Consider the following 25,150-nt stretch of genomic DNA (forward strand, 5'->3'; position numbering starts at 1 on the left):
AGTCGGCATATGTACAAAACCCAAGCACTGGTACACCTTATGGTAAGTGTTTTGGTGCTTTTTACCATAGGATGTTCGTCGCCACTATCAAAAGTTGCCGTAACCGACCTAAAATGTGAGTACCGTACGAATCCCCTGGGAATAGATAACACCGCACCGAGATTAAGCTGGAAATTAACCGGGGAGCATCCGGCTAGAGGGCAAAAACAGACGGCCTATAAAATCATTGTTGCCAGCAGCCTAAAAAACATCGAAAGTAATATGGGCGACGTTTGGGACTCTGGAAAAATAGCCACAAATCAATCTGTAAATAATACCTATCAGGGAAAATCATTAACGGCTGCAAAACAGTATTTCTGGAAAGTAAAAGTTTGGGATAAAGACGGTAACGCATCAAACTGGAGCGATTACGGCAGGTTTTCCATGGGGTTGTTAGCGCCATCCGATTGGAAAGGCGATTGGATTTTGAAGGGAGATCAAAAAAAGACCGACCACAATTGGTATCGAAAGAATTTCGAATTAAGGGAAACAGCCGAATCAGCATTTGTTTTCGTGGGCTCATTTGGGTATCACGAATTGTACGTGAACGGAGAAAAAATAACTGAAAACGTTATGAACCCGGTATCTTCCTATATGAAAAAACGGATTCCTTATTTAACCTATGACATATCGGACAAATTAAAAAAAGGCGAGAATGTAATTGCCATATGGCATGCCGCAGGATGGTCTAGATGGAGGCGTATTCGAGAATACAGACTCATTCCTTTCGTGTTTAAGGCACAAGCGGAAATTATAACGGGAGGAGAACAAATTACGCTAAAGACCGATACGACTTGGAAAACCAAAAAAAGCCATTCTGAATATTACGGTGATTGGGATATACTGCGCTTTGGAGGAGAAACGATAGACGATAGAAAACGAGAGGATAACTGGAGTACAGCAGACTATGATGACAGTAATTGGATGAATGCCACTGTTTACGATCATAAAGAGCTAAATGCTAGAATCCCCGAGGGAAACAACATCAGTTTTGCATTAAATAGTAACAAAAGTAGAGAAGTGCGTGGTTTATACACTCCAATAACCGCCCAGTTAAGCGCCCAAATGGTAGAACCACAAGTAAAATTTAAAGAGATAAAAGCGATTGCTGTCGATAAAATGGATAACGGCACCTATCGCATTGATATGGGCGAAAACTACACGGGTTTCTTTGAAATGGATTTGTACAAGGGACAAGAAGGTGATTCCGTTCTGTTTGAAATTAGTGATCAGACCGAAGTGGTGATGAACTGGAAACAAAAAAGCAAGTATATTTTTGGGAAGTCGGGAAAAGGTAAATTCCAAAACCGATTTAATGTTGCCGGAGGAAGGTGGATTACCGTGTACGGCTTAAATTATGAACCTAAAATAGCAGATGCCAAAGGGTATGTTGTAACCAATAATCGTAAACAAATTAGTGGTTTTGAGTCATCGAGTGAACAACTTAATGAAATATATCAGGTTAATTTAAATACCTATTTGGCCAACACTATGGATGGCATTTTGGTCGATTGCCCACATCGAGAACGTCGCGGTTGGGGAGAGGTGACCGTAGCTGCGATGTATGGCGATGCCTTGCCCAATTTTGAGAGTGGTGCGTATATGGATCAATACTTACAGTACACAAGAGACGCCCAATTTCCAGACGGTCAGACCAGAGCGGTAATTAATGAAGAAGACCGTCCATTTTTAATGTGGAAAGCAAATAACCCCTTAACGGTCTGGGAAACCTACAGAATGTTAGGTGATAAAAAAGTATTGGAAGACAATTACCCATCCATGCAAAAATGGATGAAATGGTTGCATGAGCATTCCAATTCCGACACTGGCGGCGCTTTAAAAATAGGAGAACAAGGAAAAAGAGAAATGCCGGGATTGGGCGATTGGTGTACTCCACGCGGTAATTTCTGGACGAGCAGTAATTCCCCGGACGCTGCACATTTTAATAATTGCTTGTACGCTTTTATGTTGGATAACGCCATGCATATTGCCGAGGAATTGGATAAGACCGAAGATGCAAAGATTTTTAAGGACAGACTTAAGGTGCAACAACAGGCAACCCACGAATTGTCCTATGATTCAGAAACGGGAAAATATTTAAAAGGGTTTCAAGTAGATCAGGCGTTTGCATTAGTATCCGGGGTAACACCAGCATCGGAAAAAGGAAAAGCAGAGGCTCAATTGGTCAATAATGTGTTGTACGATTTCCCATATTACGATACGGGAAGTTCCGGACAGGCACTTTACACACGTTATTTTACAGAATCAGGAGAGCGTATGGATTTGATCTATGAACTCTTAAAAGACAAACACCATCCCAGTTATGGCTATTTTTTGGAGCAAGGGAAAACCGTATGGCCAGAGCGCTGGTCTGCCATCGGAAATAGTCAGATTCATACCTGTTACACAGGTATTGGCGGCTACTTTATTAAAGGTTTTGGAGGGATTCGTCCAAATCCGGAAGCCCTTGGCATGCAAAATATGATTATTAAACCAGCTCCCGTGGGCGATTTAACTTTTGCAAATACACAGTATGAATCGTTGTACGGAAATGTGGTTGTAAACTGGTCCAAGGAGGATACGGGTGCCAGCTTTCATATTGAGGTTCCTATAAACACCACGGCTGAAGTCTACTTACCGGCAATAGGTAGGGAAAATATCAAAGAAAACGGTGTTTTGGCAGAAAATGCAGAAGGCATCCGATATATCGGTATGGAAAAAAATGATGCCGTGGGGAATTATGTTATTTACCATGTTAGTTCTGGAGTTTATGATTTTAAAGTCAATGCATTACCGGTAACTCAGTTTCCAGAGCCGTTAAGTGGCGTAGAAAATCTGGCGAAATTAGGTAGAATGAACGCATCGTCCATGGTGATACAATCAGAAAAACTCCCCGTTTTTGAAGCGTTCAGGGCCAATGACGAAGATAGCACCACAAGATGGTGGGCCGCCGAAAGTAAGAACCAATATCTAGAGGTAGAATGGGTAAAACCGCAAACGTTCAATCAGATTATTGTAGATGAATACGAGAATAACATTCAGGCTTATAAAATACAATATTGGGAAAATGGGGAATGGAAAGACATTGTGGAAGGCACAACTTGTGGCACAAATAAAACCCATCAATTTGATGCGGTAAAAACTACAAAATGCCGATTGTTTATTGCTATTGCCAAACAAAAACCATCGATTACCGAACTAAAAATATATAAAAAACAGGAGTAAGGAATGAAAACGTTTGAGTGCGCTATTTTTATCGGTATGGTAATGCTTTATGCTAGTTGCGGCAGTTCTAAAGATGTATTACATCAGAAGGTAAATGCGGAAGATTACCTTTCAGAGATTAAAAAGGAACTTCAAGTAAAATGGCCAGAAAACAAAACAATTAACTTAGTATACCACGGCCATAGTGTTCCCTCGGGATATTTTAATACACCAGAGGTCAAGACCTTTTCCTCCTATCCATATTTGGTATTAAAAAGCCTTAAAGAACGTTACCCTTATGCAGTAATAAATGTTGTTGTAACAGCTATTGGAGGAGAAAACTCGGTAAAAGGTGCAAAAAGATTTAAAGAAGATGTTTTAAATCATAAACCCGATGTACTTTTTCTAGATTATGGACTAAATGATAGAAAGGTTGGTTTAGGAAAGGCCAAAATAGCATGGGAGCAGATGATAGAAATTGCTCTAAATCAAGATATACCTATAATACTATTGACTCCTTCTCCCGATTATAGCGTAGATTATTCCAATCCTCAAAATGAATTATTTCAGCATACCGATCAAATTAGGAACCTGGCTAAAACATATGGCATTGGAGTTGTAGACAGCTATAAAGTATTTGAACCTTTATATAGTGACATAGACACTTTGAAAAAATACATGGCTCAAGTAAATCACCCTAATGCAAAAGGGCATGAGTTGATTTCCAATGAAATTATGAAATATTTTAAATAAATATATATGCGTCTACTGTTTAGCTTTATACTTATCACAATGTATAGCTGTGTTGGGCTAAAATCATATGCCTTCCAAGCGAGAGATACGATTTACCCTATTTTTCAATTCCCACAAAATAACATGCCCCACATTGATGGTAATTTTTCTGAATGGGATAGGGTCCCGGATACCTATGCCATCGGTCTAAATCAAATGAAAGAAAGCATGAACGGTATCGGGTTTGATTTGGACCCGACAGACTTGGATGTTACCGTAAAAGTAGGATGGGTCAAAGACTTGAATCGCCTATACTTCTATGTGGAAGTTTTTGATGACTTCTGGGAATTTGAGCGACTGGATATCAAACAAGATATTTTTGAATTGGTGGTAGATGCAGATATGTCAGGGGGGAATTTCATTAAAAAGTGGAATGCCAATACGAGTAGAATCCCTATGGAGGAATTACATTTTAGGGGACATGGTTCGCATGCCCAAAATTACCATGTGTTTATGCCTTCCATAAATAAAGATTGGGCAATGGTTTGGGGGAATACCCCTTGGATCAAAGACTTTCCGCACGCCAACGCCGCCTATGAACACAATTTGGAACAGGGGAAATCAGGTTTGCTCAAAATGGAGTTTTGGATTACACCCTTCGATCATGCGGCCATAGAAGGGATAGATCGTTCCGCCGTTTCCCAGTTAAAGGAAAATGAACTTATCGCCCTATCGTGGTGCGTGCTCGATTATGACGATGATGATAAAGTAAGAAAGGATTTCATCAACCTTGCCCATGACCTCAACATGATTCATGATGGGGATTATATGAATGCCTTTCGGTTAATGCCTTTATCGGAAGAATTGAATGCTGGGCTACAAGCAAACTGGTCTTTTGTTGAAGTTGATCGAGATAGGCGGGTTTTTGCGTTTAAAGACGAATCCTTAGGCAGCGTTGAAAAGTGGACATGGGATTTCGGGGATGGAACTACTTCTCAAGAACAAAACCCGGTACATCAATACACCACATCAGGTCATTGGACGGTTGTGCTGACTGTCGAAAACAAGGATAGTAAATCGATACGCTCTAAGGTTTGGGATGTGGTGACAAAGTAGATGGAATGACTGCAGGGTCTTAAAAAATAGCTGCCCTCTTGATATAGAAGTATAATGCGATAAATTAATTTTCATGAAGAATATAAAAATAGGATTGTTTGGTATTGGGTTGGATACCTATTGGCCGCAGTTTGAAGGTTTACTTGAACGACTGGAAGGCTATCAAAATAAAATTGCCCAAAAGATGGAAGGTTTTGTGGCCGAGGTAGTCAATGTAGGGCTCGTGGATTCCCCTGAGAAAGCACGCGAAACGGCACAAACCCTAAAAACGGAAGATGTGGATATGCTATTCTTATATGTGTCCACCTATGCCCTATCATCCACCGTATTACCCGTAGTGCAAAAGTTGAAATGTCCTGTGGTGATTTTAAACATACAACCTGTCGCGGCCATAGATTATAAACGTTTTAATGCTTTAGGTGATAGAGGTAAAATGACGGGCGAATGGTTGGCGCATTGTCAAGCCTGTTCCGTGCCAGAACTGGCGAATGTTTTTAACCGCTCGGGCATAGCGTATGAATTTGTGACCGGATATTTGGATGAGCCAGCCGTTTGGACCGAGATTCAAGATTGGATTGATGCCGCCCGAGTAAAATCTGTGATGAACGACAATCGCTTAGGCGTTTTAGGTCATTATTACGGCGGTATGTTGGATGTGTATTCCGATTTGACCAAACAATCGGTTGCATTTGGTACGCACATAGAAATCGTGGAAATGTGTGAACTCAAAAAATATAGAGATGCAGTTACCGATCTTGAAGTCGACGAAAAGTTATCGGAATTCCGAAAAACCTTTGAAGTCGTTGATGCTTGTGAAGATGCCGAATTGATACGGGCTGCAAAAACATCGATAGCCCTTGACAAATTAATTGAAAACCATGATTTAGGGTCTTTAGCCTATTATTACGAAGGTGAAAACGGCAACGAATATGAAAATATAGTAACCTCCGTAATTGCTGGAAACACCTTGCTAACAGGGAAAAATGTACCGGTTGCAGGCGAATACGAAGTCAAGAATGCCCAAGCGATGAAAATTATGGATGCGTTCGGGGTAGGTGGTTCCTTTTCGGAATTCTATGCGATGGATTTTAATGATGATATCGTGATGTTGGGGCATGACGGTCCCGCGCATTTTGCCATTGCAGAAGGAAACGTACAGTTGGTCCCCTTACCAGTGTATCACGGAAAACCCGGCAAAGGCTTATCTATTCAAATGACGGTTAAGCACGGTCCAGTAACGTTGCTTTCCGTGGTTGAAGGCAAGGACGATGTTTTTATGTTGGTCGCCGAAGGCGAATCCGTAGAAGGGCCTGTTTTGCATATTGGCAATACCAATAGTCGCTATCGTTTTTCTATTGGGGCAAAGGCTTTTATGAACGAATGGTCCAAACAAGGGCCTTCGCACCATTGTGCTATTGGCGTAGGTCATATTGCTAATAAAATTGAAAAACTGGGGAATTTATTGAACCTTAGGATGGTTAAAATCTGTTAGTGCATGTTCTATCTTAGGTATATTGCTTTATTTGTACTATCTGCAAAATAATCTATAATTTCAAAAGATGAATGAACTTATTGAACACAAAGGCTGGTTTAAACTGAACTGGAAATGGTTTGTCCCCCTAATCATAAGTTTAATAGCAATTATTGGGTTCCTATCTTCAACCAAGGTTAGTGAAAAAATTGCTGGAATGGTTAAAATCCATACAGAATCTTCTGTTTATGATAATGCTCTAGAAATTGCAAAACAGAACGAAAAGGTAATTGAACTTTTGGGCGAGTTACAGCCACTCGGTAAATTAGCAATTTTAGAAGGGTTCCATGAGTATTCGAGAGATTATAATACCTTAGAAATTTCGGTTACCGTTACTGGAACAAAAACGGAAAAACAAATACGTAGTAAAATGGACATTCTTGCCGACAGAAATGGAAACGAATGGATTTACAAGACCATAAATATTAGAATAAAAAAACCTGCGGAGTTGAAACAGACTATTGAAATCATAAGAATAGCGCAATAAAAACTGTAGGTTACAACGACCAAACCAAATGAACCCTTAGGTTTAAACGAGAAAGTCCATGTAAATTTATGAAATCACTAAACCAAACCAATGAAACAAATACTACCCGTAATTTTAGTCTTGCTTTTCTGCGCTGCATGCACCGATAAGCAAGATGCGAAAGCTCCAAACATCCTTATTATAAATGTAGATGATATGGGCTGGAAGGATGTAGGTTTTATGGGCAGTCAATACTATGAAACACCCAACATAGACTATCTCGCTAGTCAGGGCATGGTGTTTACCAATGGCTATGCTAGCGCATCCAACTGCGCTCCAAGTAGGGCCTGTTTAATGACAGGGCAGTGGACACCACGCCACGGAATATACACCGTATCCCCCTCTACTCGAGGAAAATCAAAAAACAGAAAACTGATTCCCACGAAGAACACCCGCACCCTAGCTGCTAAACATAAGATACTACCAAAGGTTTTAAACGAAAACGGTTATACCACCTGCCATGCTGGCAAATGGCATTTGAGCGACAACCCTTTGGAATATGGCTTTGATGTGAATATTGGAGGTGGTCATAATGGTCTTCCCAAAAGTTACTATCCTCCCTATAAGAATGTGACTGTAGAGAAAGGGAATGCCGAATACCTTACAGATTTGATTGTTGAAAAAACCCTAAACTTTATGGATACGGTCCAAAAACCCTTTTACATAAATTATGCGCCTTATGCCATACATACCCCAATTATGCCCGTAGATAGTATTGTACCTAAATACGCAAACAAATCCCCTTGGAACGGACAAGGTAATGCGGAATATGCCTCTATGGTAGATAATTTGGATAGAAATATTGGTCTACTTACAGACAAATTAAAGGAAAGGGGCCTTTTCTCTAACACCCTTATTGTATTTACATCGGATAATGGGGGGCTATACGGTATCACCAAACAAAAACCACTACGTGCAGGAAAAGGCAGCTATTATGAAGGTGGCATTAGAGAACCTTTTTTCTTTGTGTACGACAAGGAAATCGAATCCAATACCAAAAGTGATGTACCTATAACTAATCTGGATATCTTTCCAACAATTTTGAACTACACCGGAATTGAAAATACGGAACTTGAATTAGATGGTAATAATCTATCTTCTATATTAGAAGGAAATGAGGAAACATTGGAACGTCCTCTTTTTTGGCATTTCCCCGTTTATTTACAAGCGTATAATCCTGCTGATAATGAAAATAGAGATGCTTTGTTCAGAACTCGTCCAGGTTCCGTCGTTAGAAAGGGCGATTGGAAATTGCATTATTATTTTGAGGATGAAGGGTTGGAACTCTATGACCTATCTGACGATATTGGGGAACGAAATAATCTTGCAGAAAAATATCCTGAAAAAACCGACGAACTTTTAGGACTCTTAAAAGAATGGTGGGAACGTACAAATGCATCAATTCCCACTACGCTTAATCCTGAATTTATAGAAAACATACAATAGCAACAGATTTTAGTACAGAAAATATGCAAGCATTATTAGGAGTACTTTTTCATTCGTTGGGCGGCATCGCCGCCGGGAGTTTTTACATGCCTTACAACAAGGTGAAAAACTGGTCTTGGGAGAGCTATTGGATGGTCGGCGGGCTGATGTCATGGCTCATTGTGCCTCCCATTGCCGCTTGGCTTACCGTCCCCAATTTTATGGAAATCATAGGTGCGGCATCAGGGAGTTTACTCTTTTTTACCTACGTCATGGGACTGCTCTGGGGTGTTGGCGGACTATCCTACGGCTTGGGTATCCGATATCTGGGAATGTCTTTGGGCAACTCCGTTGTACTCGGGTTTTGCGCTGCTTTTGGTGCCTTGGTGCCTCCTATTTATTATAATATTGTTCCTACGGAAGGAAAAGTGCCTTTTACGGATATGTTGGCGGCTACTGGCGGACAAATAGTGCTTTTGGGAGTATTGGTATGTGTTCTGGGAATCGCGATTTGCGGCAAAGCCGGAATGCTAAAAGAAAAAGAACTTTCCGACGAAGAGAAAAAGAAAAGCGTTGCCGAGTTCAACCTGTTCAAAGGATTGATCGTTGCCATTCTTTCCGGTATTCTAAGCGCCTTTTTCAATTTCGGTATTGAATCGGGCAAACCCTTGGCGGAGGCGGCCATAGCAGCAGGTCACGATAGTTTGTTTGCCAACAACGTAACTTTTGTGGTCATCCTTTGGGGCGGTCTCACCACCAACCTCATCTGGACCATCATATTGAGCCTTAAAAACAAATCCTATACCGATTTCGTCAATATGGATTCCCCTATTTCCAAAAACATAGCTTTCGCTTCCTTGGCAGGATTCATCTGGTTTTTACAGTTCTTTTTCTATGGCATGGGCGAAAGTAAATTGGGCAACGGAGCCAGCTCTTGGATTCTGCATATGTCCACCATCATTTTAACTGCCAATTTATGGGGTATTTATCGCAAAGAATGGAAAGGGGTGGCTAAAAAGACCAAAATGACCATCATCGCCGGTATTGGGGTTATTCTTTTATCCGTGGTTTTGGTAGGGATTGGGAATTCTATTTAATTCATTGAAATTAATTCCGATACATCAGAGCACAAGCAAATAAAAGCGGAAACACCACATGGGGCATTCCCGCTTTAATAAAAACTTTAGTTCTACAACTATCGAAAACTAAATTCTAGATCTTAATCATCTTCTTAGAAATCTGTTCCTGACCACCAACAATTGCTTTTAAGAAATAAATACCACGTGGTAAACCACCTAATCCACTCATTCTAAATCTGCATAAGCCAGGATTTACCTCTCCGGAAATTTGATGAACAGCATTACCACTAAAGTCGTATAAGACGATATCCACTTGGGTATCCTGCGTACTTCTGATCCAAATATTAAATCGACTTCTAAAAGGATTAGGGAATGCTTTTAGGTTAGTGATTACTAATTCTTGATTTGCGTCACAACTGCCTAAAGTACCACCTCGTCTAAGCAATACTGGTGCGGCACGACTTGAAACACATATTGTTCTTCCCCTAAAACACAGTTCAACTTTTGGATTATGTGGATTATTACCACAACGAACATCTACAGCCTCAACAGTAACTGTTGCCGTAACCGAACACCCCGTACCATCGGTAACAGTTAAGCCGTATTGCGTTGTTTCCTCCGGTGCAACTTCAATAGCATCGGTTGTTTCACCTGTACTCCACTCATAACTATAAGAGCCATCACCACCTTCCAGGGTATCGAAAGTTAATAAGGTCGACTCTTGCGGACCATAGCCAAAATAAACAGTCTGATCCTCAATCAAGGTCAATACAATTGCTTCTGGTTGCGTAATTGTTACGCTATTGGACATCAATTCACTTCCAATAGCATCTGTTACAATTACATCGTAATCTCCTGCTGCCAGATTCGTTGCAGTAGCAGTTTCTTGGCCATCGCTCCATAGATAAGTATATGGCGCTATTCCTCCTGTAACCGAAACACTGGCCGTGCCGTCATCTGCGCCGGCGCAGCTAACGTTTGTAGCAACTAATTCTGATTGTAAAGGTTCTCCTACTGGTATAGCCTGCCATACGCTTCTGTTGTCCGTATCTGGCACTTTACTGTGTGTTACCGTTCCATCTTCATTTTGATATAGATATCTGCCAGAGGTTCTAGATTCAAATCGATACGTATCCGTGGTTTCGTCATAATTTATAAACCACGTTTTATCGGTATCGCCTGCTGGCGGAGCTTTTGTGGTGCTTACAACTACATAAGGACCTGCGGGACCACCAGCACCTGGTGCTCGTAAAATTCCAGTACCCCCAGTTTCACTTTCGCTATCAATATTATAAAATGCACCACTTTTAACAAACGTCCATTGTGTATTTTCTGCTCCTCCTGAAACTGACATCGTAACAGGTTGTGCGCTTCCTACTCCAGTGGTTAAGAATTCTCCCGTTTCTACATTTCTTAATGCAACAACATCTGTTGTTAGTTCCGGACCTGTAGGGTTTTCATCTACAACCTCAGCTTTTTCATAGGTAGTTTCTGCCCATCTTATTTGAGCTCTACCCCCTTTTACACGATAGGCACCATATCTAATACCAGATTGCAATCCTCTTTCCGGGTCAGGAATATTAAAGTTAAAAGCTTCGCCACCTATCACGGCATCGCAATAATGTATTTTTTTTGATGCATCATTAGGGTCAGCTCTAAATCCAACCTCTAATTCAAAATCAATCTCGGCATTCTTAGCCACTCGTTTTAAGAATACAACTTCTCTACCGCTACCTGACCCTCCGCGTTCCAAGATACGTTCCGCATAGATATCAAAAGCTACTTGTTTATCTGCATCGTCACCCGTACCGTAAACAGGATGTGCTCTATATAAACAGATGGCAGGATCTGATGAGCCTCCACCGCCTGTGTGTTTTCCTTTGGCTTGTATTAAATAGCTTCCATCTTGGTTAAAAGAACCTGCATCACCTACTTCAAGTATTCGTACAATTCCTTTGAATCTTGCAAAACTCCCAACACCAGTTTCTTGAGATCTATTTAAAGAACGCTCCATTCTGGGTTGCAAAGTATTGGGAGCATCAATATGGTTAGATCCATCAGTAATATTATATACACCCCAAGTTTTACCATTAACAGAAACTTCACTATAATCTGAATAACATGTTCTGTCATCCATAGCTCCTACATTTTCAGGGTTTTCTATGTCAAAATTTCGAGTATTGTTGTTGTCAAATTCACCTGTACACGACAAATCTGGATTGGTATCTTCATCAGGCGCCGCTCCTACTGGCGTTTCCACAAAAGGACTAAGTTTCCAATTACTACGATTGTCTATAGCTTCAACTTGAGAATGGGTTACCGATCCGTCTTCATTTTGATACAAATACCTGCCTGAGGTTCTAGATCCGAATCTATAGGTGTCAGTAGCACCGTTATATTCTATTGACCATGTTTTATCGGTATCAGCCGCAGGCGGAGCTTTTAAAGTACTTAAAACCACATAAGGGCCTGCCGAACTACCTGCTCCTGGTGCACGCAGTATTCCGGTGCCGCCAGATGTACTTTCACTATCTATGTTAAAAAAATCTCCACTTTCTACAAGCGTCCAACGTGTATTTTCAGCGTCTCCAGAAGTGGACATGGTAACAGGTTGATTACTTCCTCCTGCGGTGGTTAAGAATTCTCCTGTTTCTGCATTTTGAAATGTAAGTGTTGTTCCCACAGGAATTTCCTCAACAGGAATTTCCACAAGAGGAATAAGTTTCCAACTACCGCGACCATCTGTAGCTTCGGCTTCAGAATGCGTTACGGTTCCATCTTCATTTTGATACAAATATCTACCAGCAGTTCTAGAGCCGAATCTATAGGTATCCGTAGCACTGTCATATTGTATTGTCCACGTTTTATCTGTGTCGGCTGCCGGTGGATTTTTCAGGGTACTTACAACTACATAAGGACCACCTGGGCCACCAGCACCTGGCGCGCGTAGAATTCCTGAAATTTCACTATCTATATTATAAAAGGATCCACTTTCTACAAATGTAAAATGTGTGCTTGGGTCATCACCAGTATCTGACATCGTTACAGGAGCCGTGCTTGTACCGGCATCTGTTAAGAATTGCCCCGTAGCAACATTTTGCAATCTAAAAACACCATCAGAAGGTGGTGCGTCTTGTGCTGTCACTACAAGTGAAAAGAGTGTAATACAGCAAATTAAAAATGATTTAAGAGTAATTTTATTCATATTGTGAGGTTTTTTGCTAAATTTATCTTAATGTTTTCTTAAGACTATCCTGTACTATGCTGACTTTCAAAATGATAAACACTACATAGAGATAAAGACAAATCGGATAATAGGGCTAGCTCTTAGATCCTGTACATGTAGCATTCCATTTTAACCGCTAATCTATGAGGCATTTATCGAAAAGAATGGAAAGGCGTAGCTCGGAAAACCAAGACAACCATCATTGTAGGTATAGTAGTAATCTTGTTATCGGTTGTTTTGGTGGGAATTGGGAACTCTATTTAAATGAAACTAGCCTTTGTTGAATTCATTTTTAAACTCCTCCAACATTTCTTTAATAATCGCTTTAGGGTCACCATCCGATAGGCTCTCAAAGGAAACATAACCTTGAAATCCCTGTTTTTTAATCATAGCTGCCATCTTGGCCATATCGGTCGGTTTCTTGACTTGGTTATGATAAATATGCTCTTTGATGAACCAATAATTGGCATAAGGCGCTAATTTTTCGGCCTCGGCATAGGGGTCGTCTGTGGTACGCAAACCGGAAATATCCAAAATAAGTCCGAACCATTCCGAGTCCACTCGCTTTAAGATATCCATAACTTCATCAGCCGTAAACAAAAACTCATTATGGTTCTGCAAGGCGGCGATAACACCAACCTCGGCACCGTATTGGGCGCATAATTTGTACTCTTCTACCAACCATGTTTTGACCTGCTCTTTGGTATAGCCATCAGGCATGTTTCGTCCGGTGAAAATCCGTAAAATGGATGATCCTATCTCAGAAGATATTTGCAACCAATCTTTAATCATTTCACGGTCCTTTTTTCGAGCCTCCACATCTGCAGTTACAAAGTTGTTTCTGACGCCGGTCCACGAAATGTTCAAACCAAGTTCCAATGCCCGTTTCTTTAAAGCAAAAATCTCCGATTTCTCTGGAAGCTTGGGATAGGACGAAAAATAATAGGAGGTCAAATCAACGGCATTGAGGCCAATCTCCGCAGCAAACTCCATCATATCAAACAAGTCCATTTCACCACTTTTAAACTCGTCATTAAAAGAGTAGGCATTTACGCTGTACTGCACGCGCGTGGCGGCAGGTGTTGCTTGACTATTGGTAGTGGCTGCTAATAACCCAGGTGCCGTTAACAAGGCCGGAGCCAAGGCAATCTTCTTAAGGGCATCTCTTCTATTGTTTTTCATGATATCTTACTTGTTCGCTAAATCGGTTATTTTATTCCAGATTTCTTCGCTTACCTGCATCCCGTTTTTCTGGTTATTGATTTTGTTGGCCAGCGAACGCTCTCCGGGATAATAGGTCTTCCCGTTCGGCTCCATTGGAGTGATATCTTGGGTATAGGCGATGATTTCTTCCATCAGGTTTTCTTGAAGATTGGCATCATGAAAGGTATTAGGATCCATACATAAAAAAACCTGTGACACACCGTATTCGTGAGAATCCAATCCCAGTTTATAGGTAGACCTTCCGGCAGAAAGCAGGGTGGCCAACATATCCAACACCATAGAAAGTGCCGACCCTTTCCAATAGCCGATGGGGAGTCCACTTTTGGTGGTCAATATCTCCTCCGGATTTTTGGTGAGATTCCCATTCTCATCAAATCCGCCTTCGTAGGGCAATTGTTCCCCGTTCAATTTGTACTGATTGATTTTACCAAAAGAAAATTGGGTCATGGCCATATCCAAAACTATATGCCCCTTTTTCCTAGGAATGGAAATGACTAAAGGATTGTTTCCCAATCGTGCCTCTTTCCCGCCCCATGCGGGCATATTGGGTTCTGTGTTGGTAAACAAGATGCCGATACAATTTTGTTCCGCCGCCATCCAACCGTAATAGCCAGCGCGCATCCAATGATTCGTGTTTCTGAGGGCCACCAGTCCCATCCCGTTTTCTTTCGCCAGGGTAATGGCCCGATTTGTGCATTTTATCGCATTAATGACTCCCGACCCCAAATTTCCGTCCCAGCGTTCGATACTGCCAAAACCTTCCACTTTTTGGGCCTCCATATCTTGCTTGACCAGCCCACGTTTTACTTGGTCAATAAAAAAAGGAACGCGATTAATGCCATGGGAGTTGACACCATGCAGCGTATTTTCTGTGTGTACATGAGCCAATTGTTTGGCTTTTTCTGTGGAAAATCCGTGCTTGATGAAAAGCACCGTTAGTACTTCAAGCATTTCCTGGTTTTGAATCGTTTTAAACATATGTTCCCAATTTAGTAAACAATTTTAAAAGATAGCCGTTCAATGTTATCCTATAATCCTTACAGCAATAAGTATTTCTAATCTTAAAATAAGCATTACCAAAAAAAAAAACGGAAAAACCTTAGTTGGAATCCCCGCTTTTTAAAACCAAATAAAACAAACACTAAATATTGGCCTCGGTTTTAAAGGACCAAACTTTTACAAGCTTAATCTTACAGTTCTAGTGGAAGTAACATCTCCATTAGAAGCAACAAGTGTAATAGTTTTACTACCTCCTTCTGTGTATGTAACAGTAGGGTTTTCTTCTGTTGAAGTTTCAGGGCTACCACCTGGGAAACTCCATTGAAAATCTGTTGCATTTGTAGAACGATTTCTCATCGTTACCTGAAACTGACCGTTAGATCTGCGGATGCTCACAAAAAATCGTGCTCTTACATCTACAACTGGCTCTTCAACCTCCTCCTCTGGGATGTTATTTATACTGATATTCTGTGTCACAGTATCACTAACATCGCCATTAGATGCTACAAGCGTTATCGCGAACGTACCATTTCTAGGAAAAGTTACTACAGGATTCTCCAAATTTGAACTGCTAGGTGTTCCTCCTGGGAAACTCCATTGAAAATTAGTGGCATTTTCAGAACGGTTGTTTAAGGTAACTTGAGCTTGATTGTTTACGAGTCTAACACTGGCAAAAAATCGTGCACTGACCTGAACAACTTCTTCTGGTACATTATCATCGCCACCTTGATCTATTCCATCATTTTCTTGATCGTCCACAATTTCATCGCCACCTTCGATACCGGTAATCACTACTTGCTTGGTAATGCTTTTGGTAGCTCCTCGACCAGTGGTAACCAAGGTTACGTTGAATGTGCCATTTTGAGTGTAAACCGCTTGCGGATTTCTCAATGTAGATGATTCGGGCGCAGCTCCAGGAAAACTCCATTCAAAAGTCCTGGCCGCACGTGAAGCATTGAAAAAGGTAACAAATGCTTGATTGTTAAAAATCCTTACAGAAGTAACAAAATTTGCTGTTAAGCCAAAGGAACTTCTTGCATTTACGGATTCCAATTGATAGTCTTCCTGATTTTCTTTTTCACAAGATTGAAATGCTAACAACAATCCAATTAATGCTAGGGTAAAATACTTTGATTTCATGATAAAATTAATTTACGATTTACAATTTATATTCTTAATAATGGGTAAATATGATTGACATACTTTTCATTCATATACAATCATTTTTTGTGTACTCCTTGAGGGATAAATACTTTCTACTTTTTCTTTTTTCGTTAGAAGCTTTATGCCTTTCCGAATACAGTGCAAATGAACCACTACAGGGAGGCTACGAACGATTAAAACTGGTTGAAAAGGAATTTTTGATCTTAAAAATGAACAATTAATATTGAATAGTTTCAACAAATAGCATTAGTGCCTCACTATAAGATTTATTGATATAATTATAGAGGGTTTTAAAGAAAAAAAGACTGTATAAAACTATTGTTGCGATCATATTAAAACTTATGCATACCTCATATCTTGGCAAGAACACGAAAAAGAAATTTTCATTTTAATTTAAAAATAGATATCAAAATTAAAATGTAAATTCTTTGCGTAAACTACCTCAGGGTATTTGTAGAAAGGAATATTTAATTTTGGGCCAGGCCTCAGGATAATATAGCCGTTAGCGGTTCCACTAAAAAATAACTACGCTATAATATTCGGAGTAAATTTTAAGAAAATAAGGTTTTCTGAACAGAAAAACTCTAGCGATTATCCCTAAAATTTTTTACTGACCAATAGACAACAACAGCATTCACTTAGTTCAAAATCAAAGAATCAATCAACCATATAGTACAGGATACACTAGCCCTTTCAAAACAGTATTTTAGTCGATTAGGGGTCATATGAAATGAAAAAAATAAGTATAGCATCTTCACTAGTATTGTTGGTTGTGTTTTTATCCTGCCAAGATAATTATCAACCAAAAAGAAACCTTGCTGAGGAATTCCTGAACCCACCACAAAGTGCCAAGCCCAAGACCTGGTTTCACGCCATGAGCGGTAACATGACCAAGGACGGACTCACAAAAGACTTGGAATCCATGGCAGAGGTTGGACTTGGTGGACTGCTCTTGTTCAATGTAACTCAAGGAATTCCTAACGGGCCCATCAAATATAATTCAGATGAACACCATGAACTTATAAAACATGCCGCTATCGAATCCGAACGATTAGGGCTGAGTTTTGGAGTGCATAATTGCGATGGTTGGTCTGCGAGTGGCGGACCGTGGGTCTTGCCAGAGGAATCCATGAAAATGGTGGTTTGGAGCGAAAGCGTGGTCAACGGCGGAGCTATTCATACGAATCTCAAGGAGCCAACCAAACGAGAAGGTTTTTATAAAGACATTGCTGTGTTGGCCTACCCTGCCCTACCGTCCGAGGTGGACGATTCTGAAAATATTCCGGTAATTTTGGCATCGGATGCATCTTTGGACATTTCACTAATTTCCGACACCAAAGTGGATGCCGAATCTAAACTTAATGCCAAAAAAAAAGAACAACCATGGGTTCAGTTTACTTATAATAATCCCAAAACCATACGTTCCGCTAAAATTATTTTTAACGACCGTCGCAGTACTGCAATTCTTCAAACGAGCTTCGACGGAAAAACATTTACAGATGTTCGCGAGCTGTTTAAAGTACGTACCGGAAAAGGGGAATGGGCAATCAATGACCATTTTAAGGGGATTACATCAAGGTACTTTAGACTTAAATTCAACCAGCCTACAACTATAAAAGAGGTACAACTAACTTCCAATTATTTTATAAACAACCCCTTGGGCAGAACGGCGATCGCCAGGACAGAGGACAAAAAATTACTTCCTATCGGAACTCCCGAGCCAGAGATGATGATAGACCCATGGCAAATACGAAATGTATCCAAAGACATGGATTCGGAAGGTAACTTAAAAACAGAACTGCCAGAAGGGACATGGACCATCATGCGTTTTGGATACACCTCAACAGGTGCGTTTAACAATCCGGCGTCCGATGAAGGCCGTGGTTTGGAAGTGGATAAATTAAGTAGACCGCCCTTTAAAAAACATTACGATGCCTTTATCAAAAAGGTAGTGAACAATGCCGGTCCAGTAGCTCCAAACGCCTTGCAGTATATTGAAATAGATAGTTATGAAATGGGCGGGCAAAACTGGACGGAAGATTTTAACGCCACATTTAAGGAGGCAAAAAGCTATAATTTTATTGAAATGCTGCCCTTGGTCGCAGGCAGGTTTGTGGGAAATGCGGAACAATCGGAGGCTGTACTGTCGGATTATAGGAAAGTAATTTCGGATTTGATGACCAAAAATTACTTTGAGTATTTCACGGAACTGTGTAACGCAGACGGACTCAAAAGTTACATAGAACCCTACGGTTTTGGTCCTTTGAACGATTTGGATATTGGCGGCGTAACCGATATTCCTATGGGCGAATTCTGGATGAACCGTCCCATTACCCAGACGGAATCTGCGGTTTCCTCGGCACATATTTACGGGAAACCCGTGATATCGGCAGAATCCTTTACCTCAACGCCTCAAATAAATTGGAAAGGGCATCCGGCCATGGCAAAAACTTCGGGCGATTTAGGGTGGACCTATGGAATTAACGAATTTATGTTCCATCGCTTTGCGCATCAGGCCAATCCTAACGTAGCTCCGGGAATGACAATGAACCGCTGGGGTTTTCATTTTGATAGGACCCAAACTTGGTGGAAAAATGCGGGTGCGGCTTGGTTTACCTATATTGCCCGTGGATCGCACATGCTTAGGCAAGGGGTACCGGTTTCCGACCTGCTGATTTATGTAGGAGAAGGAGCCCCAAATTCCGCTTACTACCGAAACGACATCTCTCCGGCCATCCCCAAGTCCATCAATTTTGATAATGTCAATACCGATGTACTTTTAAACCGCATCGCTATAAAAGACAAGGAATTGGTACTTCCCGAAGGTACTACGTATAAGCTATTACTGCTACAAAACAGTAAAACACTTTCGTTAACTACGTTAGAACGCATCCTGGAAATTGCAAAAAGTGGCGTTCCGGTCTATGGAGAAATCCCCGAGAAACTAGCGGGATATAAAAATTCCGATACCGATATTCAGACCTTTAAAACCAAACTTACCGAGTTAACACCTTTCATCAAAAAAGTGTCCGACTGGCAAACGGTACTATCCGAAAACTCCATGGCACCGGATATGAAATTCTTAAATGATGCAACCAGCGATTATGCGCATAGAAAAACACCTACCGAGGATATTTACTTTTTTTTCAACGCGGATACGGCGGCAACCAAAACAATCAGCGCACAGTTTAGGATAACCGATAAAATTCCGGAATTATGGAATCCCATGACGGGCAGCATCCGTAAACAAGGTCAGTTCACGCATCACAACGGTGCCACGACTACATCCATTCAACTGGACGCCGGTGAATCCGTTTTTGTAGTGTTTAAAGAACCCTCGAATGTGGAGGAAAAAGGGAAAACTAGTCTAAAAGACATCCACCTCAACTTATCCGAAGAAAATATTCTACAAGCAGAGGCAATAAATAACGGCACCTATTCCATACCATTGACTTCGGGAAAAACCTGGGATTTTGAAATTACCGATATTCCCGAACCTAAGGACATCTCGAAAAATTGGGATGTTACCTTTCAAAAAGAAATGGGGTATGGAGATACCGTGGCATTCGATTCCTTGGTGGATTGGAGTGGACACCCCAAGGATTCTATAAAGTACTACAGCGGTACGGCACGCTATCAAAAAACTATTGTGCTGAATGACCAGCAGCTAAAAGAAGATATAAAAGTGCAGCTAGATTTGGGTGAAGTCAATATTGTAGCGGAAGTTATTATAAACGGGAAAAAAGTGGCGGTTTCCTGGATGCCACCTTTTGAAGTAGACATCACCGATTTTGTAAATAGGGGTGAAAATAGGATTGAAGTACTATTGACCAACCAATGGAGCAACCGACTGATTGGTGACGAGCGCTATCCCGCAAATGATGACGGCTATCAACTTGGCCCACATCGTGCCACAGACCTGACCATGCCAGTATGGTATACCAACAATGAACCCAGACCTACCGGAAAACGAACCACCTTTACCACATCTCCATTTTACAAAAAAGACGACCCTTTAATGCCATCAGGGCTATTGGGGCCGGTGCAACTTAAATTTTCAAAAATAATATCACGATACTAATGAAAACCAAACACAACGTAGGACAACACACATTTAGGTCTTTTTTTATGGCCTCTATTTTAATAAGTATGTTATTGTCTTGTGCAGAATCGCCAGAAAAAACAGCACTTTCGTTTGCTGAGCTAAGCTGCAACCAAAAGGAAAATCCTACCGCTATTGAAACGGAAAACCCAAAATTTTCTTGGCTGGTAACTGCAGAGGGTTTCAATAAATCACAATCTGCATATCATATTTTAGTAGCCTCCTCCGAGGAAAAATTAAACGAGAACGACGCGGATATATGGAACTCGACAAAAACCGAGAGTGCCAAATCGGCCTTTGTACCCTTTGCCGGTTCACCGCTAAAAGCACTGGAAACCTACTTTTGGAAGGTAAAGATTTGGGACGAAAGCGATGGAGCCTCCGAGTGGTCTGCCGTTCAACATTTTCAAATGGGATTGATGAACGATGAAAATTGGGGCGACTCAAAGTGGATTACCTTGACCAAGGACAACAGAACCTCTCCGCATCGCTTTAGGGATTACAAAACGGGAAAAATGAAAGCACCTATTCCTGTGGATGGTTTTGCAGCGAGCTATTTTAGAAAGGAAACCCATATTAACAAAGAAATTAAAAGCGCAACGGCCTATATTGCAGGGCTAGGCTATTATGAGCTCTACCTCAACGGCGAAAAAGTAGGTGACCATGTGTTGGACCCTGCACCTTCCAACTATGACAAACAGGCCTATTATGTGGATTATGATATTACCGAACAGTTGGTTTCCGGTAAAAATGCTTTTGGAATCATTTTAGGGAATGGCTTTTACGGACAAAACATTTCTTGGAAAAACGACCCAGAATCCGAAAAGGACATGGCGTATGGCCCTCCAACGGTAAAATTACTGGTAAAGACCACCTACACCGATGGTTCCCAATCCGATTTTTACACCGATGGCTCTTGGAAGGAATCTACCGGGCCTATTGTATTTAATAATATTTATGGTGGTGATACCTACGATGCCCGTTTTGAAATCAAGGGTTGGAATACCGTAGGATATGACGACACATCTTGGGGCAATCCGAAAGAGGTTTCCCCTAAATTGAAAACCTTGAGTTCGCAACAAATTCCGCCAATTAAAAAACTAATGGAGCTGGAGCCGCAAAAAGTCTTCAAAGGCGCAGATGGGGAATGGATCGTAGATTTCGGACAGAACATCGCCGGTTGGGTAAAATTAAATGTTGCGGAAAAAGAAGGACAACTCATCGAAATCACGACCACAGAGGCTTTATTGACCGACGGTTCCGATATTTTTCAAGGTTCCACGGGTGGTGGGGCCAATGGTATGGCGCAGGTGTATAAATATATTTCCAAAGGTGGGGATGCAGAACCGTGGGAACCAAAATTCAGTTATCATGGATTCAGATATGCCAAGGTAAAGGGCATCTCCCAAAAACCAAATACCGATATGATAAAGGCGGTACTGGTAGCCACGGACATAGAGGAAACCGGTAGTTTTAGCTCTTCGAACGACATGCTTAACGAAATGCACAGCATTAGCAAATGGACCATTGTTGACAACCTTCATGGCATTCCTGAAGACTGTCCACATCGCGAAAAATGTGGCTGGTTGGGCGATGCCCACGCCTTTGCCGAGTATGCGCTGTACAATTATGATATGTACGACTTCTATAAAAAATACATGGAAGACATCCGCACGCAAATGCGGCCCACAAAAGGGCATAATGACCCAGATATCAAATTTCAAGTACCGACTATGATTGCCCCGGGCAAACGTACGTCTACCTATGCAAAAATAGACTGGGGCGTGGCCACGATGTATTTGCCTTGGTACAATTATTGGTATTATGGTGACGATACCATTATTAAGGACTATTATGAAGAAATGAAAGGACTAACCGACTTTTACCTCAATTTTAAAGGAGAAAACGGTATTATGCAAGATGGCATGGGCGATTGGTGTCCCCCACTTTGGGACAGAAGAAAAAATCCAAGCGCCATGGAAACCGACCCTATCATTTCGGCCAACGCCTATTTCTATGATGTTTTAGGCATCATGGAAAAATTTGCCTCCATGAACGATGACCCTGACTACGCCGCCCAAATGAAGACGGAGAAAGAAGAATTAAAAACTGCTTTCAATACCGAGTATTTGAGACCTATTCCGAACACGGAGCACAAATGGTACCTGAGTCAGACCGCTACGGTACAAGCTTTGCAATTTGGTATGGTACCTGAAAATGAGATAGAAAACGTGGTCAACGGTTTGGCACACAATATCGTGGAGGTCAAGGGAGGCCATCATGCAACGGGCATTCATGGTAACCGTTACATCTATACGGTGCTGGCAGCGAACGGAAAAGCGGACTTGGCGCATGAGATATTGACCACTCCCGAATTTCCGAGTCAGGCTTACGTGATGAACTCCGGGTTTACCACTTGGCCCGAACGTCAGTTTATCTGGGAGGAAATGGAAGGCCCTACCAACTCTTTAAGCCACCCCATGCATACGGGTTTTGCCACCTATTTTTATGAGTCTTTAGGTGGAATTAAATCCTCCAAAGAAAATCCGGGGTACAAAACATTTGTAGTCAACCCTCAATTTCCAAGTGAGGTTACCAGTACGGATGTTTCGGTACCGACCCCTTACGGTAACATAGATTCTAAATGGACAGTGGAAAACGGAAACTTTACGATGGAATTAATAGTGCCGTTCAATACGACCGCACTTTTACCGCTAAGCGATAATCAAAAAGATAGTTTAACTATTAATAACACCGATTGGAAAACATTTCAGCAAGAAAATAAAACAGGAGATGAAGTACGACTAGGTTCGGGCTCCTATACCATAACCTACGTAGAATGATAAATAAGATCCGAAGGACATCGTATATACTGCCCTGTTTTTTAGCACTACTTTCCTCCTGCAGTACCGAATCCGCAATAGAAGAACCCATAGAAGATAGGCAAGAACAGGAAGAAGAAAGTACGGAAGACCCAACCGACCCGAATACCAATTTGGATACCATAAGCTACCTAGAAAGCAACGGAATTATAAGTGTGGAATTTGAAACTGTAGAGGGAGATTTAGAATGGGAACGCGGAAACACACTGGATGCTTTTGATGGAACTGGTTACCTACGTTGGAACAAGGAAGATAATTTCAATACACCCGGAGTCGGTATTTTGGTCTATAAACTGACCATCGCTACGCCTGGAACCTATCAGTTTGTATGGCGGTCCAGAATTTCCGAAGGGGATAGTCAGTCTGAAGGGAACGACTCTTGGCTCCGCTTTTCCGATGCCAGTGATTTTTTTGGTCAACGCGAGGGTAGTACAGTGTTTCCAAAAGGTCTTGGTAAAACTCCGGTTCCAGAAGGCAGCAGTTCAGACGGTTGGTTTAAAGTTTATATGAACCGGGTCGGGGAATGGTTTTGGCGCTCGAACACAAGCGACAACGACCCACATAATATTTTTGTGACATTTGATACGCCAGGTATCTATACCATGGAAGTTTCCGGACGTTCTCAATTTCATGCGCTGGACCGATTTGTTTTATTTATCGAAGGAAAAACATTGACCGAGGCACAGAATGCAGAACGAAGTACCATTGTACAACCGTAAAGAATGGGGCATAACTCTTGAGATAACTAATACCTATTCTAGTAAATAGAATCAATTACTTAATAAATTAAGGAAAACAGACAAACTGAAAAGGCAAAACAAAATCATGAAATTATTTAAAAAATTCTATTTATTATTAATATTCTTTTCAATACAACTTGCCAATTCACAGTTGAAAGAATCTTTTGAAAAAGGTTTTATAATAACAAAAACGGGGGAGAAAATATCTGGTTATATTCGAAAAGATGATTTTAAAAATAAAGTAAATAACATTTGCTTTAAAAAAATATTGGAAAACGAAAAATGTAAGCTTTATGATACAACTCAAATTGCCTCTTTTAAATCAGGTGATGATGAATTATATGATTTATTTGAAGTAGAAATAAACAATAAAAGCACAGAAATAACCCTATTTGCCAAAAAATTATTAAGCGGTGAAATTTCGCTTTATAAAGGATTTTACAATGGAGATACTTTTTACATTGTTTCAAAAAGAGAAGAAAATTATATTTTACAAAAAGATAAATTAGTTTCTGGTGAAACGAAATTTAGAAGATATAACTATTTGGGGATACTAAATTTGGCGACTGAAAACTTTCCAATTAGGACTGGTGCAACAGTAGCGTTTAATCAACGTAGTTTTATAGATATTATTGGCCGCTACAATGAATCTAAAGGTGCTAATTACGAGGTTACAAAGACTAATAACAAAGGGCAAAACTTTTGGATTATTACTGGTGGCCTTGGTTTTGGAAATGAAGAATCTGAGTTTTTTTTTCAATTTAATAACAGATTGTTTTTCCCTAAGTTTAGTAGAAATACATCATTTAGCACAGGGCTTAACTACTTCAATTACCAATATATAGATACCGAGTTAGATACCGAGGTAACTCAATCTTTAATTTCTATCCCGTTCCAAATACAACATAATTTTCTTAATAAGAATATAAGACCTTATATATTTACAGGGGCTAGTTTAAGCTTTTTGTCGAGAAATGACGAGGACGGAAATTCAATTATAGAGGAAACAGGATTTCAAAGTAATTTTGGTTTGGGCTTTATTCTAGGGGCTGGAATTGAGTTGAACTTATACAAAGGCCTGATATTGAAAAGTGAATATAGACATGAAACTTTCACCCACTTATTACTTTTTGGTATTGGCTATCATTTTACGAAATAGAA

At 40.7% G+C, this 25,150-nt stretch carries 15 protein-coding genes; 11 read left to right on the top strand and 4 right to left on the bottom strand.

What is annotated here, in order from left to right:
* Positions 1 to 9: 9 nt before the first annotated feature.
* The 7 genes from SJY09_RS10680 (at position 10) to rhaT (ending at position 9,670) form a co-directional block, all read left to right on the top strand.
* Positions 10 to 3,264, top strand: a complete 3,255-nt coding sequence (locus tag SJY09_RS10680; protein ID WP_396635706.1) for a family 78 glycoside hydrolase catalytic domain — start codon at positions 10 to 12, stop codon at positions 3,262 to 3,264.
* A 3-nt stretch (positions 3,265 to 3,267) separates the two neighbouring features.
* The gene (locus SJY09_RS10685; protein ID WP_396635707.1) at positions 3,268 to 3,996 is read left to right on the top strand and encodes an SGNH/GDSL hydrolase family protein; all 729 of its coding nucleotides are present in this window, start codon (positions 3,268 to 3,270) and stop codon (positions 3,994 to 3,996) included.
* 123 nt (positions 3,997 to 4,119) lie between these two features.
* Positions 4,120 to 5,091 carry a PKD domain-containing protein gene (locus SJY09_RS10690; RefSeq protein ID WP_396635708.1) on the top strand — a complete coding sequence of 324 codons (972 nt, stop codon included), beginning with the start codon at positions 4,120 to 4,122 and terminating at the stop codon, positions 5,089 to 5,091.
* Positions 5,092 to 5,164: 73 nt separating this feature from the next.
* Complete coding sequence (locus SJY09_RS10695; RefSeq protein ID WP_396635709.1) at positions 5,165 to 6,583, top strand: hypothetical protein; 1,419 nt, start codon at positions 5,165 to 5,167, stop codon at positions 6,581 to 6,583.
* 67 nt (positions 6,584 to 6,650) lie between these two features.
* A complete protein-coding gene (locus SJY09_RS10700; RefSeq protein WP_396635710.1) occupies positions 6,651 to 7,109 on the top strand; it encodes a cytochrome c oxidase assembly factor Coa1 family protein in 459 nt (152 codons plus the stop codon).
* Between the two features lie 90 nt (positions 7,110 to 7,199).
* Positions 7,200 to 8,594, top strand: coding sequence for a sulfatase (locus SJY09_RS10705; RefSeq protein WP_396635711.1), 1,395 nt, complete (start codon positions 7,200 to 7,202; stop codon positions 8,592 to 8,594).
* A gap of 23 nt (positions 8,595 to 8,617) precedes the next feature.
* Positions 8,618 to 9,670 (top strand): L-rhamnose/proton symporter RhaT, encoded by a 1,053-nt coding sequence (rhaT, locus tag SJY09_RS10710; RefSeq protein WP_396635712.1) that lies wholly within the window; start codon positions 8,618 to 8,620, stop codon positions 9,668 to 9,670.
* Between the two features lie 115 nt (positions 9,671 to 9,785).
* On the opposite strand, the gene SJY09_RS10715 is transcribed toward rhaT, so the two are convergent.
* The 4 genes from SJY09_RS10715 to SJY09_RS10730 all read right to left on the bottom strand — a co-directional run bounded on the left by SJY09_RS10715 (position 9,786) and on the right by SJY09_RS10730 (position 16,241).
* The gene (locus SJY09_RS10715; RefSeq protein WP_396635713.1) at positions 9,786 to 12,857 is read right to left on the bottom strand and encodes a T9SS type A sorting domain-containing protein; all 3,072 of its coding nucleotides are present in this window, start codon (positions 12,855 to 12,857) and stop codon (positions 9,786 to 9,788) included.
* A 291-nt stretch (positions 12,858 to 13,148) separates the two neighbouring features.
* Complete coding sequence (locus SJY09_RS10720) at positions 13,149 to 14,060, bottom strand: sugar phosphate isomerase/epimerase family protein (protein ID WP_396635714.1); 912 nt, start codon at positions 14,058 to 14,060, stop codon at positions 13,149 to 13,151.
* Between the two features lie 6 nt (positions 14,061 to 14,066).
* Positions 14,067 to 15,080 carry a 3-dehydro-L-gulonate 2-dehydrogenase gene (yiaK, locus tag SJY09_RS10725; protein ID WP_396635715.1) on the bottom strand — a complete coding sequence of 338 codons (1,014 nt, stop codon included), beginning with the start codon at positions 15,078 to 15,080 and terminating at the stop codon, positions 14,067 to 14,069.
* Between the two features lie 198 nt (positions 15,081 to 15,278).
* Positions 15,279 to 16,241 (bottom strand): PKD domain-containing protein, encoded by a 963-nt coding sequence (locus SJY09_RS10730; RefSeq protein WP_396635716.1) that lies wholly within the window; start codon positions 16,239 to 16,241, stop codon positions 15,279 to 15,281.
* A 754-nt stretch (positions 16,242 to 16,995) separates the two neighbouring features.
* Between SJY09_RS10730 and SJY09_RS10735 the strand changes: the two genes are divergently transcribed.
* The 4 genes from SJY09_RS10735 (at position 16,996) to SJY09_RS10750 (ending at position 25,148) form a co-directional block, all read left to right on the top strand.
* On the top strand, positions 16,996 to 20,346 hold the full coding sequence (locus SJY09_RS10735) for a glycosyl hydrolase (protein WP_396635717.1): 3,351 nt from the start codon (positions 16,996 to 16,998) through the stop codon (positions 20,344 to 20,346).
* Positions 20,346 to 23,210 (top strand): alpha-L-rhamnosidase, encoded by a 2,865-nt coding sequence (locus SJY09_RS10740; protein WP_396635718.1) that lies wholly within the window; start codon positions 20,346 to 20,348, stop codon positions 23,208 to 23,210. Before SJY09_RS10735 ends, SJY09_RS10740 begins: the two co-directional genes overlap by 1 nt.
* Positions 23,207 to 23,968, top strand: coding sequence for a hypothetical protein (locus SJY09_RS10745; protein ID WP_396635719.1), 762 nt, complete (start codon positions 23,207 to 23,209; stop codon positions 23,966 to 23,968). The genes SJY09_RS10740 and SJY09_RS10745 overlap by 4 nt, the downstream gene beginning before the upstream one ends.
* Positions 23,969 to 24,074: 106 nt before the next feature.
* On the top strand, positions 24,075 to 25,148 hold the full coding sequence (locus tag SJY09_RS10750; RefSeq protein WP_396635720.1) for a hypothetical protein: 1,074 nt from the start codon (positions 24,075 to 24,077) through the stop codon (positions 25,146 to 25,148).
* Positions 25,149 to 25,150: the final 2 nt, after the last annotated feature.

The sequence above is a fragment of the Maribacter sp. R77961 genome (genome assembly GCF_044594925.1).
Lineage (GTDB): Bacteria > Bacteroidota > Bacteroidia > Flavobacteriales > Flavobacteriaceae > Maribacter.

Excerpts from the sequence above, each read along its gene's own strand:
- SJY09_RS10680 (WP_396635706.1), top strand. The coding sequence starts at position 10 with ATGTACAAAACCCAAGCACTGGTACACCTTATGGTAAGTGTTTTGGTG.
- SJY09_RS10685 (WP_396635707.1), top strand. The coding sequence starts at position 3,268 with ATGAAAACGTTTGAGTGCGCTATTTTTATCGGTATGGTAATGCTTTAT.
- SJY09_RS10690 (WP_396635708.1), top strand. The coding sequence starts at position 4,120 with ATGCCCCACATTGATGGTAATTTTTCTGAATGGGATAGGGTCCCGGAT.
- SJY09_RS10695 (WP_396635709.1), top strand. The coding sequence starts at position 5,165 with ATGAAGAATATAAAAATAGGATTGTTTGGTATTGGGTTGGATACCTAT.
- SJY09_RS10700 (WP_396635710.1), top strand. The coding sequence starts at position 6,651 with ATGAATGAACTTATTGAACACAAAGGCTGGTTTAAACTGAACTGGAAA.
- SJY09_RS10705 (WP_396635711.1), top strand. The coding sequence starts at position 7,200 with ATGAAACAAATACTACCCGTAATTTTAGTCTTGCTTTTCTGCGCTGCA.
- rhaT (WP_396635712.1), top strand. The coding sequence starts at position 8,618 with ATGCAAGCATTATTAGGAGTACTTTTTCATTCGTTGGGCGGCATCGCC.
- SJY09_RS10715 (WP_396635713.1), bottom strand. The coding sequence starts at position 12,857 with ATGAATAAAATTACTCTTAAATCATTTTTAATTTGCTGTATTACACTC.
- SJY09_RS10720 (WP_396635714.1), bottom strand. The coding sequence starts at position 14,060 with ATGAAAAACAATAGAAGAGATGCCCTTAAGAAGATTGCCTTGGCTCCG.
- yiaK (WP_396635715.1), bottom strand. The coding sequence starts at position 15,080 with ATGTTTAAAACGATTCAAAACCAGGAAATGCTTGAAGTACTAACGGTG.
- SJY09_RS10730 (WP_396635716.1), bottom strand. The coding sequence starts at position 16,241 with ATGAAATCAAAGTATTTTACCCTAGCATTAATTGGATTGTTGTTAGCA.
- SJY09_RS10735 (WP_396635717.1), top strand. The coding sequence starts at position 16,996 with ATGAAAAAAATAAGTATAGCATCTTCACTAGTATTGTTGGTTGTGTTT.
- SJY09_RS10740 (WP_396635718.1), top strand. The coding sequence starts at position 20,346 with ATGAAAACCAAACACAACGTAGGACAACACACATTTAGGTCTTTTTTT.
- SJY09_RS10745 (WP_396635719.1), top strand. The coding sequence starts at position 23,207 with ATGATAAATAAGATCCGAAGGACATCGTATATACTGCCCTGTTTTTTA.
- SJY09_RS10750 (WP_396635720.1), top strand. The coding sequence starts at position 24,075 with ATGAAATTATTTAAAAAATTCTATTTATTATTAATATTCTTTTCAATA.